The following is a 17,016-nucleotide window of genomic DNA, read 5'->3' as shown; positions in this document are numbered from 1 at the left end:
CTCGCTTGCGACCGTGCGGAAGAGGTCCGCGCCCGCCCCGGGTCACGGCCGCCAGGAAGCCAGGAAGTTTCCGAGACGCTCGATCGCGTCGGTGATGACGCGGGCCTCAGGGAGCGTGACGATGCGCACGTGATCGGTCGCGGGCCAGTTGAAACCCGACCCCTGGACCAGCAGCACGTGCTCGGCCAGAAGGAAGTCGCGGACGAACTGCGCGTCGTCCGGGATCTCGTACACGTCGGGATCGAAGCGCGGGAAGGCGTAGAGCGCCCCCCGCGGCATGACGCACGAGACGCCCGGAATGGCCTCGAGGCCCTGCCACGCGGCATCCCTCTGCTCGTGAAGACGACCCGTCGGGGCGATGAGCGCGTCGATCGACTGCACCCCCGACAACGCCGCCTGCACCGCGAACTGCGCCGGCACGTTCGGGCACAGGCGAGTGGATGCCAGCAGGTTGATGCCGTGCAGGAATCCCTGCGCGTGCTCCTTGGGGCCGGTGATCGCGAGCCAGCCGGAGCGGTATCCCGCCACCCGGTAGGTCTTCGAGAGGCCGTTGAAGGTGAGGCAGAGCAGGTCGGGGGCGACCGTGGCCATCGGGATGTGCACCGCGTCGTCGAACAGGATCCGGTCGTAGATCTCGTCGGCCAGCAGCAGGAGCGAGTGCTCCCGGGCGATGTCGGCGATGCCCTCGAGGATCTCGCGCGAGTACACCGCGCCCGTGGGGTTGTTCGGGTTGATGACGACGATCGCCTTGGTGCGGGGCGTGACCTTGGAGCGGATGTCCTCGAGGTCGGGCTGCCACTCGCGCTGCTCATCGCACAGGTAGTGCACGGGCGTGCCGCCGCCCAGGCTCGTCATCGCCGTCCACAGCGGGTAGTCGGGGGCGGGGATGAGCACCTCGTCGCCCTCGTCGAGGAGCGCCTGCATCGTCATCGTGATGAGCTCGGACACGCCGTTGCCCAAGAAGACGTGATCGGGGTCGAGGTGGGGGAAGTCGGGCTCCTGCTCGTACCGCGAGACGACCGCGCGACGAGCGGACAGGATGCCGCGGCTGTCGCTGTAGCCGTGGGCGTTGGGGACCGAGGCGATCATGTCGCGCACGATCTGGTGCGGCGCCTCGAAGCCGAAGATCGCCGGGTTGCCGGTGTTGAGCTTGAGGATCGAGTGCCCCTCGGCCTCGAGTCGATCGGCCTCGACGAGGGCCTCCCCGCGGATCTCGTACAGGACGTCCTTCAGCTTGGATGACTGGTCGAGGGGGCGCAGCGGGCTCATCGGTTCAGGATATCCCCGGGCCGTCGCGGCCAATCGACACCGCGTGGACCCCTCGGTCGGGCCAGTCCCCCGACCGGCGGCCGGACGACGTACCCGAAAACGACGGATGCCGCGCCCCGACCTCGGGGCGCGGCATCCGTCGTGCGATCACTTCTTCTTGGCGGCGCGACGATCGGCGCGGTTGCTCGCGGCGGGCTCATCGCCCGGGGCCACCCGCTGGCCGAAGGCTCCGCGGGCGGCGGGGGCCTGCTCGGCAGGCGGCTCGGCCTGCTGCTCGGCCTGACGGAGGCGGTTGGTGGCGGCCTGCTGCACCTGACCGCGGTCGTTGCGGACCTCGACCTCGCCGGCGTCATTGGCCGCGGAGTACTCGAGGCGCTGGGTCTCGACCGGCGTCGGGGCAAGGCCCTTCGCCTCGACCTGAGCCTCGTCACCCTCGACCTTGCGCACCTCGACCTCGAGGTTGTAGAGGAAGCCGACCGACTCCTCCTTGATCTGCCCCATCATCGACTGGAACATCTGGTAGCCCTCGCGCTGGTACTCGATGAGCGGGTCGCGCTGGGCCATGGCGCGCAGGCCGATGCCGTCCTTGAGGTAGTCCATCTCGTAGAGGTGCTCACGCCAGCGGCGGTCGAGGACCTGCAGCACGACGCGTCGCTCGAGCTCGCGCAGCGCCTGCTCGCCGAGGGCCTTCTCGCGGTTCTCGTACGCGATGCGGGCGTCGGAGATGATCTCGCGCTTGAGTCCCTCGGGCGTGATGCGACCCTTGTTGCCACCCGCCTCGGCCACGACCTCGTCGATCGTGACGCTCACGGGGTACATGGTCTTCAGCTCGGTCCAGAGGGCGTCGAAGTCCCACGACTCGGTGTGACCCGAGCCGGTGTGGTCGTCGATGACGGCGGTGATCGCGTCCTCGATGAAGTGCTGCACGCGATCGGCGATGTCGTCGCCCTGGAGCATGTGGCGACGGTCGGCGTAGATCGCCTCGCGCTGACGGTTCAGCACGTCGTCGTACTTCAGCACGTTCTTGCGCATCTCGGCGTTGCGCGCCTCGACCTGTGACTGGGCGCTCTTGATCGCGCGCGAGACGAGGCCCGACTCGATTGCGACGTCGTCGGGGAAGTTCGTGCGCGCGAGGATCGCCTCGGCCGCGCCCGACTGGAACAGGCGCATGAGGTCGTCGGTGAGCGAGAGGTAGAAGCGGCTCTCACCCGGGTCGCCCTGACGGCCCGAACGACCGCGCAGCTGGTTGTCGATGCGACGCGACTCGTGACGCTCGGTGCCCAGCACGTATAGGCCACCGGCCTCGACCACCTTCGCGGCCTCCTCGGCCACGGTGTCGCGCATGCTCTGGTACACGGTATCCCACTCGGACTCGTAGGCCTCGGGGGTCTCGACCGGGTCGAGGTTCTTCGCCTTCATCTCCTGCACGGCGAGGAACTCGGCGTTTCCGCCGAGCATGATGTCGGTTCCGCGACCGGCCATGTTGGTGGCGACGGTGACGGCGCCCAGGCGGCCCGCGCGCGCGACGATCTCGGCCTCGCGCGCGTGGTTCTTGGCGTTGAGGACCTCGTGACGCACGCCCTTCTTCGCCAGAAGCCGCGAGAGGTACTCGCTCTTCTCGACGCTCGTGGTGCCCACGAGGACCGGCTGGCCCTTCTCGTGGCGCTCGACGATGTCTTCGACGACCTGCGCGAACTTGGCCGTCTCGTTCTTGTAGACGAGGTCGGACTGGTCCTTGCGGATCATCGGCTTGTTGGTCGGGATGGGAACCACGCCGAGCTTGTAGGTCGACATGAACTCGGCCGCCTCGGTCTCGGCGGTACCGGTCATGCCGGCGAGCTTGTCGTACAGACGGAAGTAGTTCTGCAAGGTGACGGTCGCGAGGGTCTGGTTCTCGGCCTTGACCGGCACGCCCTCCTTGGCCTCGATCGCCTGGTGGATGCCCTCGTTGTAGCGACGACCCACGAGGATGCGGCCGGTGTGCTCGTCGACGATCATGACCTCGTCGTTCATCACGACGTAGTCGGTGTCGCGCTTGAACAGCGCGATCGCCTTGATCGAGTTGTTCAGGAACGAGATCAGCGGGGTGTTGGCCGATTCGTACAGGTTGTCGATGCCGAGGTAGTCCTCGACCTTCTCGATACCGGGCTCGAGCACGCCGATCGTGCGCTTCTTCTCGTCGACCTCGTAGTCGACGCCGGCCTCGAGCGTGCGGGCGAGCTTGGCGAACTCCGCGAACCAGCGGTTGGCTTCGCCGGATGCCGGGCCCGAGATGATCAGCGGGGTGCGGGCCTCGTCGATGAGGATCGAGTCGACCTCGTCGACGATGGCGTAGAAGTGACCGCGCTGCACGAGGTCTTCTTTGCGCCAGGCCATGTTGTCGCGCAGGTAGTCGAATCCGAACTCGTTGTTCGTGCCGTAGCTGATGTCGGCCTCGTACTGCTCGCGGCGCACCTCGGGGGTCTGTCCCGCGACGACCGTTCCCGTGGTCATGCCGAGGGCGCGGTAGACGCGGCCCATGAGCTCGGACTGGTAGCTCGCGAGGAAGTCGTTGACCGTGATGACGTGCACGCCCTGTCCGGCGATCGCGTTGAGGTACGCGGGCAGCGCCGCGGTCAGCGTCTTGCCTTCACCGGTCTTCATCTCGGCGATGTTGCCGAGGTGGAGGGCTGCCCCACCCATGATCTGCACGTCGTAGGGCCGCTGGCCGAGCGTGCGCTTGGCCGCCTCGCGAACGGCGGCGAAGGCCTCGGGCATGAGCTGATCGAGCGTCTCACCGGCTTCGTAACGCGCGCGCAGCTCGACGGTCTCGTTGCGCAGCTCGTCGTCGGTGAGTTGCTCGTAGTCCTCTTCGAGCGCTCCGGTCGCTTTCACGACGCCCTGCAGTCGGCGCAGGATGCGGCCCTCGCCGGCGCGCAGCAGTTTCTCGAGCGGATTGGCCACGGAGCATCTCCATCTGTCGGGTGCGGCGCCCGCGTGGACGCCGGCCTGCGAACAGGCATACATCGCCCATGTTATCCGTGTTACCCGTTCGTGACCTGCGAGGAGGCCGCAATCCGAAAGAGCGGTGCGCGCCCGCAGCGAACACACGGCGACGCCGCCGAACCCGACGCTTAGGATCGACCCATGGCCGGTTTCTGGGGCAAGAGGAAGCGCGAAGAGCAGGACGCGGCGGATGCCGATCTGGCACGCCGAGCGGAGCTCGCGATCGTCGCGGCCGACGAGCGCGTGCGCCTGACCTCGGACGAACTCGATTTCGCCCGCGCCGAACTCGGCGACAAGGCGACCGAAGACCTCGCGGCGGCCCTCGACTCCGTGCGCACCCACCTCGCCGAGGCGTTCCAGCTGCACCAGCTGAACCACGACGAGATCCCGGACACCAAAGAAGAGCTGCGCACGCGCAACGCCCGCATCATCCAGCTGTCGCAGTGGGCCGAAGACCTGCTCGAAGAGCGCACCCAGGTGCTCCAGCCCAAGATCGACGCGGTGCGCCGCGCTCCCGAGACCCTGGCGCGGGTGCGCGCGGATCGCGACCGACTCGCCGAGCGCGTCCCGAACGCCCGCGAGGTCGTCGACAGACTGTCCCGCCGCTACAGCGATTCGGCCCTGGCCCAGATCGGCGGCAACCCCGAAGAGATCGAGCAGCTGCTCGACTTCGCCGTGCACACCGCCGCCGTCTCAGAGCGCCGCCGCGAAGCGGGCCAGCGCGAGCAGGCGTCGGTCGCCCTCGAGGCGGCCACCGAGGCCGTTCGTCGGGCGGAATCGCTCCTGGATGCCGTGGACACCTTCGAGATCGAAGCCCTCCGCGCCGAGTCGACTCTCGCCGCCGTGGTCGACGACTCCCGCAACGACCTGATCGAAGCGCGCCTCGGCGCGCAGACACCGGCCGTGGTCCAGGCCATGGCCACGCTGCAGCAGGCCTTGACCGCGCTCCCCGCCTCGGGATCGCGCAGCGATCCCTTCCAGGCGCTGTCGTCGCTGCGCCAGGCCAACGCCGATCTCGACCTCGCGCGCGAGCGCGCTGCCCGCCCCGTCCCCTCGCAGGATCAGGTGGAGCACGCGATCGACGACGCCGACCGGCAGATCGCCGTCGCCCGCGGCCTCATCACCGGTCACCGCGGATGGATCGGTGCCGACGCGCGCACCCGCTTCGTCGAGGCCGAACGCCTCCGCGCGGGTCTGCCGCTCGGTCCCGTGCCCGAGGACCAGCGCGAGACGGTTCTCGCGACCGCGCGGCGCGCCGGGTCGCTGGCATCCGAGGCCCTGCAGATCGCTCAGCGCGACATCGAGCAGTCCCGCCCGAACGACTGGAGCGGAGACAACCGCGGCGGCGGGTACGGCCGCGGGGGCGGAATGGGCGGCGGCAACATGGTCGGCGGCATGCTCGGCGGCCTCGTCATCGGCTCGTTGCTGGGCGACATCTTCGACGGCTGAGCCTGCTTCCCACGGCTCGCCCCGCACGACGACGCCCCCGGTCCGAGGACCGGGGGCGTCGTGTCGTTCTCAGGTCAGGATGCGACCCCGACGGCCGGGGCGGCCTGGGTCGCCAGCGCGATCACTCCGTAGTCCCAGCCCTTGCGGCGGTAGACGACGCTCGGGTGATCGGTGCGGGCGTCGATGAAGAGGAAGAAGTCGTGGCCGACGAGCTCCATGCGGTCGACGGCGTCTTCGACCGTCATCCACTCGGCGCCGAACTCCTTCTGTCGGATGACCACGGGCGAGTAGTCCTGTTCGTCGGCACCGGTCTCTTGCACGGGCACCGAGCCGGTCGCGACGGCACGCAGCACCTCGACGGAGGCGGGCTCGACGTCGATGCCGGCGAGCTCTCCGGTGCCCTTCTCGAACTTCGCGCCCCGGGGGTGGTTTCGCGCGTCGATGCGCTTGTCCTTCGCCCGGCGCACCTGCTCGGAGATCTTGTCGACCGCGAGGTCGAGGGCCGCGAACTTGTCGGTGTCGGTCGCCTCCGCGCGAACGACCGGGCCCTTGCCGTCGAGCGTGAGCTCGACGGTGTCGTCTTCGAGACGACCGTTGCGATAGGAGCGGTGGGTCACCTTGACCTCGAGCGCGTGAGCGCGCGGCGCCAGGTGCTCGATGCGACTGACCTTCTCTTCGACCACCGAGCGGAAACGATCGGTGATACCGACTCCCACGCCGACGATGTTGGTGTCCATCTGTGACCTCCTTGTTCCGGGTTCCGCCCGGTCTAAGGGCGGAACATCCGTCGCCTTCAGTCATCCTTACGCTAGTAGCCCGCCACCCCCGTGTCACGTCTCAATCACTCGGGATTCACCTTCGATGTTCCTGCGACGCGGCGTGTGCGCCAGCGCCACGGCGATCACCTCGTCCGCCCCCGCCGCGCGCAGGGCGCGTGCCGCCTCGGACAGCGTCGATCCGGTGGTCACGACATCGTCGACGACCACGACGACCCCGCCCGGCACAGGTCGGGCGGCGAAGGCTCCCCCGACGTTCTCGCGGCGAGCGCTGCGACCGAGTCCCCGCTGGTCATCGGTCGCGCGGGCCACCCGCAGCAGTCGCTCGTGCGTCCACCCCGCCCGCCGCAGCAGGATGTCGAGGGGGCGGAAGCCCCGTCGCCGGAAGGCCGCACGCGTCCCCGGCACGGTCGTCACGCGCGCGCCGGCGGGCACCGCGAGACGCAGCACGGCATCGAGCGCCGGGGCCAGGTCGCGCGCGAGGCCGGTCCGCCCCTCCTCTTTGAGCGAACGGATGACGCGGGCCGCGACCCCGTCGAACGCGAGCGCGCTCGTGACCGTCATCCCCGATCCGATGGCGCGGCGGATCGGGCTCGGGGCCAGGGCGTCACGGCATCCGGCACAGAGATCGGTGTCGACGACACCGCACCCGGCGCACGCGACGGGGAGCCAGAACGTCAGGGCATCTCGGAACGACGAGGTCAGGGCCGCGGACAAGGGCATGCGCTCAGCCTGCTCCGCGGCGCGAGGGCTCCGCCCGCCCCGCCGCCCCATCGGGGCGGAACTGCCCGGACGAGCGCGCTGGGGAGAAGGGTCAGGAGGTCGTGCCCTGCTGGGCGGCGAGCACGCGGATGCCGGTGGCCACCAGGGTCCACGAGCTGCCGCGACGGCTGTAGAGGCGACCGGTGTCGTCGAGGACGCGGACGCTCGTGCTGCCGGCGGCGAGAGTCGTCGCGCCGTCCGGTGCCGCGGCCTCGGTGCCCCGGCCCCCCACATTGAGCTCGCGCAGACGGCTGGCGCCGTCGACATCGGCCAGGACTCCGACCGTGGTGTCGTCGAGCCACGCCAGATCGAACGCCCCCTGCTGCGCGAACGACAGCACGTGCGGAACCCCGAGATCCACCTCGCCGCCCTCGCGCTGGATGCCGGCCACCCACACCTCGCGCGTACCCGAGACCGTCACGATCGCCGCGACCCGCGTGCCGTCGCGCGAGATCTGCATCGCACTGATCTCGGAGGCATCGGGCCACGCGTTGCCCACGTTGCGCGGAACGCCCTCGGCCGTGATGACCCGCAGCTGCGTCGGAGCGGCGCTCGGCACGCTCCAGATCGCCCCCTCGGCGTCGATCGTGGGCGCGATGAGCCCGGAGCGCTCGTCGAGGAGGAAGGTGCGCCCGTCGGCGAGCGCGCTCGCGACGGTGCCCTGCTGCGTGCGGACGGCCGCCAGACTCCGATCGGCCTCGAGTTCCACCGAGGCCGGCGAGAGCGACTCGATCGCGTCGGAGAGCCCGCCGAGCGACTCGACCGTGTCGCCGGCGAGCGCGCCGAACGCCCCCGCCGTCGTGAGCACGGCCGGAGAGGGATCGACGCGCGTGACGCGGACCGACACCTCGGACGCGGGGACGGGAGTGCCCTCGACCGTCATCTGGACGTCGCTGATCCCCGCCGTGACGAGACTCTTCGACAGCTGGGTCTGCATGCGGTCCAGCGTCGTCCGGTCGAGGCTCAGAGCGGCCCGCGGCAGCTGCACCTGGGCGACCCCGCTCGACGAGAGCGTCACCGACCGCCCCACCAACGACAGCTCGTCGGGGAACGCCGTCTTGACCGCCCCCGCGAGCCACGCACTCGGCTGACCGTCGACCAGGGCCGTCGCCACCCGGCTGGCCACCAGCGCCCGCGGGAACCAGCGGACGTCGGGGACGATGAAACTCCACGTGGGATCGAAGTACGCGATGGATGCCGACTGGTAGACGGTCGGGAACACCTCCTCGTACAGCACGACCCCGTCGGGCGCCGAGGTGATGCGCCATTGATCGTCGACGCGCGCGAGGGTGAACGACAGCGTCTCCGCGGTCCCCGAGGCCGTCGGAGCGTAGGCGCCGTTGGCATCCACTCCCGCCATCGTCGTGAGCGAGACCGTCACCCCGGTGCCGTCGGCGTTCGCGGTGGCGCGGCGATCGGCCAGACGGTCGATCGTGACCCGCGCTCGCGGATCCCACTGCGTCCCGGACGCCAGGAACAGCTTCGCCGTGGCCCAGTCGTCGGCGGGACCGGAGCCGGCGCGGAGGAACCCCTCCACGATCTCGGCGGGAGACGCGTCGTCCTGCGGCCCGTCGGGGACGAACGCGAAGGCCTGCGTGTCGTCGACCTGCGGGCCGCGACCGGGGTTGACGTACCCGGAGGTCGGCAGGCCCGTGCAGGCGGTGAGCACGAGGACGAGGGCGAGGCCGACGAAGGCGATAACGCGTCTCATGTCGTCTTCCTCACTCCCGGACGGGTGGAGATGGGCTGCGTGAGCCCCAGGGCCTCCAGGGCCCCGCCCTGCTCGTCGTCGGGGACGAGCGGCAGGGGCGAACTGCTGACCGGCTCGCCGGCCCGCGGGAGCGTGAGCACGAAGTTCGAGCCGCGCCCCGGCTCCGACCAGACCGACAGCGTCCCCCCGTGCAGCTTGGCGTCGCCGAGCGCGATCGACAGGCCGAGGCCCGTGCCGCCGATGGTGCGCACGCGAGAGGGGTCGGCGCGCCAGAAGCGGTCGAAGACGCGCTCGACGTCGTCGGGCTGCATGCCCAGACCGAAGTCGCGGACGCCGAGGGCCACGGCATCCCGATCACTGTCGACCGACACCACGATCGGGCGTCCCTCCCCGTGCTCGATGGCGTTGCCGAGGAGGTTGCGCACGATCCGGCGCACGCGCCGGGCGTCCATGTCGACCGGGGTGTACCCGCCCGGCGCGACCAGGCGCACGTCCGAACCGTGCCCCTCGGCGAGCTGCTCCATCGAGAGGATGACGTCTTCGGCGAGGTGGGCCAGGCTCGTCGGCTCGAGCTCGAGCTGCACGGACCCGGCGTCGTACCGGCTGATCTCGAGCAGGTCGGTGAGCAGCACCTCGAAGCGCTGCACTTGCGCGTGGAGGAGCTCGGCCGCGCGGCCGGTGGCGGGATCGAACTCCTCGCGCTGATCGTTGATCATGTCCGCGGCGAGCTTGATCGTGGTCAGGGGCGTCCGCAGCTCGTGGGAGACGTCCGAGACGAAGCGCTGCTGCACGAGCGAGAGGTCGGCCAGCTCCTTGATCTGCGACTCGATGCTGTCGGCCATCGCGTTGAACGAACGGTTCAGGGTCGCCAACTCGTCCTCGCCGCGCACCGGCAGACGTACCCCGAGATCACCCGCGGCGAGCTTGGCGCTGGTCTCGGCGGCATCCGCGATCGGGGTCGTCACCGATCGGAGGACGAACCACGCGATCGCACCGATCAGCAGGACCAGGACGAGCCCGACCACCCACAGCAGCACCTGCACGAACGCGAGGGTCTGCGAGGCGCTGGTGAGGTCGTATCCCATGTACAGCTCGTAGGAATCGACCCCGTCCTCGGCGGGGAAACGCAGTTGATGACCGACCAGGATGCCGGGAACCTCACGGCCGTCGTCGGCGGGCAGCGCCACCGATTGCCACCACTGCAGATCGGGGCTGGACTGCACCTGCGTACGCAGCGCATCGGTCACCATGCTCGACTCGAAAGCCGGGGAGATGAAGGGCTGCGGGGCCAGGGGCGAGGGCGGCCCGATGCGGTACAGCGCGATGAGATCGCTCGACGACTGCTGCGACAGGCGCGTCGCGATGCCGTTCATCAACGTCTGCGCGGCGGCGGGATCGGTCGAGTCGACGGCGGCGTCGAGGGTCGCCTGGGCCGCCGCGGTGGCGCGCTGGGCCTCGAGGAGCACCTGGTCCTTGCGGGCCGTGAACAGCTCGTTCTGGATGACGAGCGCCATGGCGACGCAGGTCACGAGGATGGTCGCCGCCGTGAGCGTCACCGTCAGCACGATGGTGCGGAACCGCAGCGAGCGGCGCCACAGGGTGGCCAGGCGGTCGCGCACCATGCGCCAATCCCGCCATCCCCGCACTCGCGGGAGGGTGCGCACCGCCCCCGTCATGAGGGGATCAGGCCACCGCGCCGGCGCGGTAGCCCACGCCGCGCACGGTCGTCACGATGCGCGGGTTGTCGGGGTCGGCCTCGATCTTGGCGCGCAGTCGCTGGACGTGCACGTTGACCAGGCGCGTGTCGGCCTTGTAGTGGTAGCCCCACACCTGCTCGAGCAGCATCTCGCGGGAGAACACCTGCTGCGGTTTCTCGGCCAGGGCGACGAGAAGCTCGAACTCGAGGGGCGTCAGGGCGATCGGGACGTCGCCGCGGCGGACCTCGTGCGCGGCGACGTCGACGACCAGGTCGCCGATGCGCAGCGTCTCGTCGACGGGGGCCTGCACGGGACGCAGACGCGTGCGGATGCGCGCGACCAGCTCCTTCGGGTTGAAGGGCTTCATGATGTAGTCGTCCGCACCCGATTCGAGGCCCTTGACCACGTCGGCCGTGTCGGTGCGCGCCGTCAACATGATGATCGGCACGCCGGACTCGGCCCGCACGCGCGTGCAGATCTCGATGCCGTCGACGCCCGGGAGCATGAGGTCGAGCAGGATGAGGTCGGGACGCTCGGTGCGCCAGGCGTCCACGGCCTGGGCGCCGTCCGCGCAGAACACCGTGTCGAATCCCTCGGTGCGCAGCACGATGCCGATCATCTCGGCCAGCGCGGTGTCGTCGTCGACCACCAGGATCCGTGAAGTCATTCGGGTGCAGGTCTTCCGTCTCGAACCCGCTCGGGGACGGGTGGAGCGCCCCGGGTGAGGGCGCGTCATATCGAGAGTAGTCGACCTGCCTGGGCGACAGGGGTGCGTGTCGGGGGTGTGTGACACGATGAGGACACCGCCATGTGACGAGGAGGGGCCCACATGACCGCGTACCCGGCTTGGACACCGGCATCACGACCGGGCATCGTCCCGCTGCACCCCTACGGGTTCGGCACGATCCTGGCCCGCTCGTTCGTCGCTCTGCGGCACAACCCCAAGGTGCTGCTCGGGTTCGCGCTCGTCGTGCAGGCCGTGGCGTACATCCTCGTGACGGTCGCGATCGGCGGGGTGGCGATCGCGAGCTTCTCGCGACTCGACACCGTCGCCCCGGGCAGCGACGAGTTCGACGCGATCACCGCGGGCTCGGTCGCGCTGACCGGTATCACCGCTCTCGTACTGGGGGTGCTGTCGGGAGCGCTCGGCGTCGTCGTCCAGGGCGTCGTCGTCGCCGAGGTCGCCCACGCGGTGGTCTCCGAGAAGCCGACCCTGCGGGCCGTCTGGGGCCGCGTCCGCCCGGTGTTCTGGCGGCTGATCGGCTACAGCGCTCTCACGATCGGCGTCGTGGTGATCGTGGTGGGCGTGCTCGCCGGGATCGTGACGCTGCTGGTGATCGCCGCGACCTGGGTCGGAGCGCTCGTCGGCGTGCTGTTCTTCCTCGCGCTCATCCCGCTCTCCCTGTGGCTGACCCCGAAGCTGTTCCTCGTCCCCTCGGTCATCATCCTCGAGCAGGCCCCCGTGTTCCGGGCGATCGCCCGGTCGTGGCAGCTGACCCGGGGGCGCTTCTGGTCGACGCTCGGCGTCATCATCGTGATCTCGATGGCGTTCGGCCTCGTCGCCCAGATCATCTCGATCCCCCTCAGCCTCGTGAGCGGGTTGGTGCCGGCCATCATCGCCCCCACGGGCGACAGCGACGTCAGCGCCGTCATCGGGTTCGTCGCCCTGCAGGTCGTCGGGCAGTTCGGCATCCTCCTCGTCCAGTGCATCGCCCTCGTGGTGCAGTCGACCTCCGCCGTCCTCGTCTACGTCGACGCCCGCATGCGCGTCGAGGCGCTCGATCACGACCTGCAGTCGTACGTCGAGGCCCGCGACGCCGGTGCCAGCGACCTGAACGACCCCTACCTCGTGGGAGTCGGTCGCGTCGTCGAGCGCCCCGCCCCCGTGCCGTTCGGCGCCGCCCCCGCGTTCGCGGGCTACGCGCCGCCGGTGGGCACCGCGGGGTACGCCGCACCCGCCGGATACGGTGCACCGTCGGCCGGAGGTTACGCCCCCGCGCCGCAGGGGTACGCGCCGCCGCAGGGCCCGCCGGCACCGCAGAGCCCACCGGCGCCCCAGGGCTACGCGCCACCGCAGGGACCCGCGGTCCCGCAGGTGCCGGCGCCCGGCGCGACGACCGAGCCCTCGCCGCCCGCAGCGGACCGCTCGCGAACGACGTGGGCCGCCCCCGGGTCGAGCGAAGACGCGTGATCCCCACCGTGCTGGCGGCGGCGTTCCCGCTGCTCCCCGACCCCGACCAGGCTCGCGAATGGGCCGAGCAGGAACTGCGCGATCCCACCTACCAGGCCGCCGAGCCCACGTTCATCGACCGCATCTCGCAAGCGGTCGGGCGGTTCCTCGAAGACCTCCTGCGCGTCCCTGAAACCGGCGGATGGGGGCCGTCGGCCCTGATCGTGCTGGGCGTCATCGTGGTCGCCGCGATCATCGTCGGCATCCTGATCTGGGGCCGCCCGCGGCTGTCGACGCGCGCCACCGAGCCGGCTCGCGCGCTCTTCGACGACGACGATGCGCGCTCGGCCGACGAACTCCGCGCCGACGCCGCCGCCGCCGCCGGCAGAGGCGAATGGGACGAAGCGATCGTGCTGCGCTTCCGGGCCGTCGCCCGCGGCCTTACCGAACGCGGGCTCGTCGACCCTCCGCCGGGCGCCACCGTGCGCGCGTTCGCCCGCGAGACGGCCACCGCTCTGCCCTCGCTCGTCCCCCTGCTCGATCCGGCGGCGACGACCTTCGACGACGTCCGATACCTCCGCCGCCCCGGCACCGCCGAGCGCTACCGCGCGGTGGCCGATCTCGACGACGCGGCGGTGCGCGCCCGCGCTCTGCCGGTGGCACCCCGATGAGCGCGCCGACGGCGACCGCCGCTCCCGTGCGCTCCCGGCGCAAAGCCGCGCTCGGGTGGGTCGCACTCGTCGTCGGGCTCCTCGTCGTGGCCCTCGTCGGGGGCACCCTCGTCTTCGGCGGATACACGCAGCGCGCGATCCTCGATCCCGAGTCGGCGGGGCCCGAAGGCAGCCGCGCGGCCGTGCGCATCCTCGAACAGCAGGGGGTCACGGTCACCGTCGCCCGTGACCGGTCCGCCGCCGAGCGCGCCCTCGCGGGCGGCGGGGCCACCCTCGTCATGCGGGACGCGCCGATGCTGTCGGACGAGGGCCTGCGCGATCTGGCCGGACGCGCCGCCCACGTGGTCCTCGTCGAGCCCCGCTCCCGCGCTCTCGACGTCCTCCTCGACGGCTCGGCGCTCGGGGGCTTCTCCGCCGACCTGGCGACGGGTCCCGAGTGCGCCCTCCCCGCCGCGGCGAACGCCGGAACCGCCCGCGTCGGCGAGCTCCTGCGTCCCGGCGACGACGTCGACGGGTGCTATCCCGTCGACGGCGAGTTCGGACTCCTCCGCTCCGTCGCGGCCGACGGCACGACGGTGACGGCCCTCGACGGTCTCTCGGTGCTGACCAACACCGCTCTCCCCCTCGACGGCAACGCCGCTCTCACCCTCGGCGTGCTCGGGCAGACCGACTCCGTGGTCTGGTACGTCCCCTCGCTCTCCGACGCGGATCAGGGGACCACCGCCCCCACCCTCGGCGACCTCACCCCCGACTGGGTGACGCCCGCCCTGTTGTTGCTGCTGACCGCGGCCCTCGCGGCCGCGATCTGGCGCGGCCGTCGCTTCGGGCCCCTCGTCGCCGAGCGCCTGCCCGTCACCGTCCGCGCCACCGAGACCACCGAGGGTCGCGCTCGTCTGTACGCCTCGTCCAAGGACGCCGCGCACGCGCTCGACGAGCTGCGCCGCGCCGCCCGGTCGCGCCTGGGCCGACTGCTCGGCCTGACCACGCGCACCTCGCCGAACGACGTCGCCGACGCCGTGGCGCAACGCCTCGGCGCGGACCGCGCCCAGGTGCGCGGCATTCTCGTCGACGACACCCCCCGCACCGACCGCGAACTCGTCGCGGCGGCCGATCGCCTCCGCGACCTCGAAGAGAGCGTGCGCGCCGCCGTCCGAACCGAAGGGACCACCCGATGACCGACAGCCCCGAGACCCCCGCAGCCGCGGCCCCCGTCGCGCGCGGCGACGACCACGCGGAGCTGCGCGACGCGATGCACCGGGTCCGCCTCGAGGTCGGCAAAGCCGTCGTCGGACAGGACGGAACCATCACGGGCCTGCTCATCGCCCTCCTCTCCCGGGGGCACGTGCTCCTCGAGGGCGTCCCCGGCGTGGCCAAGACCCTTCTCGTGCGCTCCTTCAGCCGCGCCCTCGGCCTCGACACCCGCCGGGTGCAGTTCACGCCCGACCTCATGCCCGGCGACGTCACCGGGTCGCTCGTGTACGACGCCCGCGCGGGGAACTTCGAGTTCCGCCCCGGTCCGGTCTTCACCCACGTGCTGCTCGCCGACGAGATCAACCGCACGCCCCCGAAGACGCAGGCGGCGCTGCTCGAGGCCATGGAAGAGCGACAGGTGTCGTCCGACGGCGAGAGCCGCGCGCTCCCCGATCCCTTCCTCGTCGCCGCGACGCAGAACCCGATCGAGCACGAGGGCACCTACACCCTGCCCGAGGCGCAGCTCGACCGCTTCCTCCTCAAGCTCGTCGTCGACCTGCCCGGTCGCGACGCCGAGGTCGACGTGCTGCGGCGGCACGCCTCCGGCTTCGACCCGCGCCGCCTCGACGACGCCGGTGTCGCGCCGGTCGTCACGGCGCCGCAGATCCTCGCGGCCCAGCGTGCCGCGGCATCCGTCGCCGTCGACGACGACCTGCTCGGCTACGTCGTCGACCTCGCCCGCGCGACCCGCCAGAGCCCCTCGGTGCTGGTGGGGGTGAGCCCCCGCGCCTCCACGGGTCTGCTGGCCGCGGCCAAGGCCTGGGCCTGGCTGAGCGGCTACCCCGCGATCACACCCGACCACGTGCAGACGATGCTCGTGCCCGTGTGGCGCCACCGGATCCGCCTGCGCCCCGAGGCCGAGATCGAGGGCGTCTCGGTGGATGCCATCCTCACCTCGGTCCTGCAGCAGACCCGCGTTCCCATCTGATGTTCGTCACCGGCCGTCTCGCCCTGCTCGTCGCCCTCGGCGTCGTCCCCCTCGTGCTGTTGAGTACGGCGGGGGTTCCGGCGTGGGCGGTCGCCGGCGGATGGGTCCTGCTGTGCGTCGTGCTGGCGGTCGTCGACACGACGCTCGCGGCCGATCCGCGTCGCGTCGAGATCACGCGCACGCACCCCGAGCGGGCGCTGCGCGATGAACCCGTGGCCGGCGAGCTGAGGGTCCGCAACCTCGGTACCCGCTTGCTGCGCGCGCGCGTGCGCGACGCGTGGCAGCCGACGGCCGGGGCCCCCGACGAGCGCCAGCGCTTCACGGTTCCCCCGGGCGAGCGGCGTGCCGCCCCCCTGCCGCTGCTCCCCCGCCGTCGGGGAGAGCTGCGCAGCGCCTTCGTGGTGGTGCGCGCCCTGGGCCCCCTGGGGCTGGCCGGCCGGCAGGGGCGCGTCGACGCCCCCGCCCGGATCCGCGTGCTGCCGCCGTTCACCTCGCGGCGGCATCTGCCGTCTCGTCTCGCCCGGCTCCGCGAACTCGACGGCAACACGAGCCTGCAGGTGCGCGGGCAGGGCACCGAGTTCGACAGCCTGCGCGAGTACGTGCGCGGAGACGACGTGCGATCGATCGACTGGCGCGCCACCGCCCGCGCGGGGACCACGATGCTCCGCACCTGGCGGCCCGAGCGCGACAGACACGTCGTGATCGTCATCGACACGGGTCGAACGGCGGCTGCGCGCGTGGGCGACGGGGTGCGCCTCGACGCCGCGATGGAAGCGGCCCTGCTCCTATCGGTGCTGGCGACGCGCGCGGGCGACCACGTGCACCTGCTGATGTTCGACCGCCTGCCCCGGGCGCGCGTCACCCGCGTCGACGGGACCCAGCTGCTTCCCGCCCTGGTGGATGCCATGGCCCCGGTCGACCCGCAGCTCATCGACACCGACTGGGATGCCGCCTTCGCCCACGTCCGCGGGTTCACCGTGCGCCCGGCGCTGGTCGTCCTGCTGACGGCGGCCGACGACCCCGAGGCCGCGCGGGCCTTCCTCGCCTCGCTCCCCGCGGTCGCCTCGCGCTCGCGCCTGCTGGTGGCCACCGCCACCGACGGCCCCGGAGACACCCCGGTGCACCGCGACGCGTCGGACGTCTACGCCGCCGCCGCGATCGAGCGGGCACGTCACGACGCCGAGCGGGTCGCCGCGGCCATCGTGCGCGCCGGGGGCGACGCCGTCTCGGCATCGGCCGACGACCTGCCGCCCCTCGTCGCCGACCGTTACCTGGCGCTGAAGGCCGCCGGTCGGCTGTAGCACACCCACCCCCCATGCAGCCTGCGACATATCTCGCGGCTTATCC

The 17,016-nt window shown here is 71.4% G+C and carries 13 protein-coding genes; 6 read left to right on the top strand and 7 right to left on the bottom strand.

The features are described from left to right. Positions 1-42: 42 nt before the first annotated feature. Positions 43-1,269, bottom strand: a complete 1,227-nt coding sequence (locus tag OVA26_RS06495; protein ID WP_144782283.1) for a pyridoxal phosphate-dependent aminotransferase — start codon at positions 1,267-1,269, stop codon at positions 43-45. A gap of 147 nt (positions 1,270-1,416) precedes the next feature. Continuing rightward, positions 1,417-4,212, bottom strand: a complete 2,796-nt coding sequence (gene secA, locus OVA26_RS06490; protein WP_268103501.1) for a preprotein translocase subunit SecA — start codon at positions 4,210-4,212, stop codon at positions 1,417-1,419. A 183-nt stretch (positions 4,213-4,395) separates the two neighbouring features. Here secA and OVA26_RS06485 point away from each other — a divergent pair, with 183 nt between their 5' ends. Then, positions 4,396-5,703, top strand: coding sequence for a hypothetical protein (locus OVA26_RS06485; protein ID WP_268103500.1), 1,308 nt, complete (start codon positions 4,396-4,398; stop codon positions 5,701-5,703). Positions 5,704-5,777: 74 nt separating this feature from the next. Here OVA26_RS06485 and hpf read toward each other — a convergent pair whose 3' ends face one another. From hpf to mtrA, 5 genes are all read right to left on the bottom strand, one after another. Further along, on the bottom strand, positions 5,778-6,440 hold the full coding sequence (gene hpf, locus OVA26_RS06480) for a ribosome hibernation-promoting factor, HPF/YfiA family (protein ID WP_268103499.1): 663 nt from the start codon (positions 6,438-6,440) through the stop codon (positions 5,778-5,780). Between the two features lie 93 nt (positions 6,441-6,533). After that, positions 6,534-7,202, bottom strand: coding sequence for a ComF family protein (locus OVA26_RS06475; RefSeq protein WP_268103498.1), 669 nt, complete (start codon positions 7,200-7,202; stop codon positions 6,534-6,536). A gap of 91 nt (positions 7,203-7,293) precedes the next feature. Continuing rightward, the gene (locus tag OVA26_RS06470; RefSeq protein WP_268103497.1) at positions 7,294-8,952 is read right to left on the bottom strand and encodes an LpqB family beta-propeller domain-containing protein; all 1,659 of its coding nucleotides are present in this window, start codon (positions 8,950-8,952) and stop codon (positions 7,294-7,296) included. Continuing rightward, a complete protein-coding gene (mtrB, locus tag OVA26_RS06465; RefSeq protein WP_442786052.1) occupies positions 8,949-10,628 on the bottom strand; it encodes an MtrAB system histidine kinase MtrB in 1,680 nt (559 codons plus the stop codon). Before mtrB ends, OVA26_RS06470 begins: the two co-directional genes overlap by 4 nt. A 7-nt stretch (positions 10,629-10,635) precedes the next feature. Continuing rightward, a complete protein-coding gene (gene mtrA, locus OVA26_RS06460; RefSeq protein WP_056226885.1) occupies positions 10,636-11,316 on the bottom strand; it encodes an MtrAB system response regulator MtrA in 681 nt (226 codons plus the stop codon). A gap of 162 nt (positions 11,317-11,478) precedes the next feature. Between mtrA and OVA26_RS06455 the strand changes: the two genes are divergently transcribed. The 5 genes from OVA26_RS06455 to OVA26_RS06435 are packed head-to-tail and all read left to right on the top strand — an operon-like array spanning position 11,479 to position 16,970. Further along, entirely contained in the window at positions 11,479-12,840 is a 1,362-nt protein-coding gene (locus OVA26_RS06455; RefSeq protein ID WP_268103495.1) for a glycerophosphoryl diester phosphodiesterase membrane domain-containing protein, read from the top strand. Further along, positions 12,837-13,490, top strand: coding sequence for a DUF4129 domain-containing protein (locus tag OVA26_RS06450; protein WP_268103494.1), 654 nt, complete (start codon positions 12,837-12,839; stop codon positions 13,488-13,490). Before OVA26_RS06455 ends, OVA26_RS06450 begins: the two co-directional genes overlap by 4 nt. Next, on the top strand, positions 13,487-14,665 hold the full coding sequence (locus OVA26_RS06445; RefSeq protein ID WP_268103493.1) for a DUF4350 domain-containing protein: 1,179 nt from the start codon (positions 13,487-13,489) through the stop codon (positions 14,663-14,665). The genes OVA26_RS06450 and OVA26_RS06445 overlap by 4 nt, the downstream gene beginning before the upstream one ends. Continuing rightward, on the top strand, positions 14,662-15,669 hold the full coding sequence (locus tag OVA26_RS06440; RefSeq protein ID WP_056226876.1) for an AAA family ATPase: 1,008 nt from the start codon (positions 14,662-14,664) through the stop codon (positions 15,667-15,669). Before OVA26_RS06445 ends, OVA26_RS06440 begins: the two co-directional genes overlap by 4 nt. Then, a complete protein-coding gene (locus OVA26_RS06435; RefSeq protein ID WP_268103492.1) occupies positions 15,669-16,970 on the top strand; it encodes a DUF58 domain-containing protein in 1,302 nt (433 codons plus the stop codon). Before OVA26_RS06440 ends, OVA26_RS06435 begins: the two co-directional genes overlap by 1 nt. The last annotated feature ends 46 nt before the right edge of the window (positions 16,971-17,016 follow it).

This window comes from Microbacterium sp. SL62 (assembly GCF_026672635.1).
Classification (GTDB): domain Bacteria; phylum Actinomycetota; class Actinomycetes; order Actinomycetales; family Microbacteriaceae; genus Microbacterium; species Microbacterium testaceum_A.
This window is presented reverse-complemented; position numbering and strand designations above follow the sequence as displayed.

Coding starts and splice junctions, on each gene's coding strand:
- OVA26_RS06495 (WP_144782283.1), bottom strand. CDS start 1,269: ATGAGCCCGCTGCGCCCCCTCGACCAGTCATCCAAGCTGAAGGACGTC.
- OVA26_RS06455 (WP_268103495.1), top strand. CDS start 11,479: ATGACCGCGTACCCGGCTTGGACACCGGCATCACGACCGGGCATCGTC.
- OVA26_RS06445 (WP_268103493.1), top strand. CDS start 13,487: ATGAGCGCGCCGACGGCGACCGCCGCTCCCGTGCGCTCCCGGCGCAAA.
- OVA26_RS06485 (WP_268103500.1), top strand. CDS start 4,396: ATGGCCGGTTTCTGGGGCAAGAGGAAGCGCGAAGAGCAGGACGCGGCG.
- mtrB (WP_442786052.1), bottom strand. CDS start 10,628: ATGACGGGGGCGGTGCGCACCCTCCCGCGAGTGCGGGGATGGCGGGAT.
- hpf (WP_268103499.1), bottom strand. CDS start 6,440: ATGGACACCAACATCGTCGGCGTGGGAGTCGGTATCACCGATCGTTTC.
- OVA26_RS06440 (WP_056226876.1), top strand. CDS start 14,662: ATGACCGACAGCCCCGAGACCCCCGCAGCCGCGGCCCCCGTCGCGCGC.
- OVA26_RS06470 (WP_268103497.1), bottom strand. CDS start 8,952: ATGAGACGCGTTATCGCCTTCGTCGGCCTCGCCCTCGTCCTCGTGCTC.
- OVA26_RS06475 (WP_268103498.1), bottom strand. CDS start 7,202: ATGCCCTTGTCCGCGGCCCTGACCTCGTCGTTCCGAGATGCCCTGACG.
- mtrA (WP_056226885.1), bottom strand. CDS start 11,316: ATGACTTCACGGATCCTGGTGGTCGACGACGACACCGCGCTGGCCGAG.
- OVA26_RS06435 (WP_268103492.1), top strand. CDS start 15,669: ATGTTCGTCACCGGCCGTCTCGCCCTGCTCGTCGCCCTCGGCGTCGTC.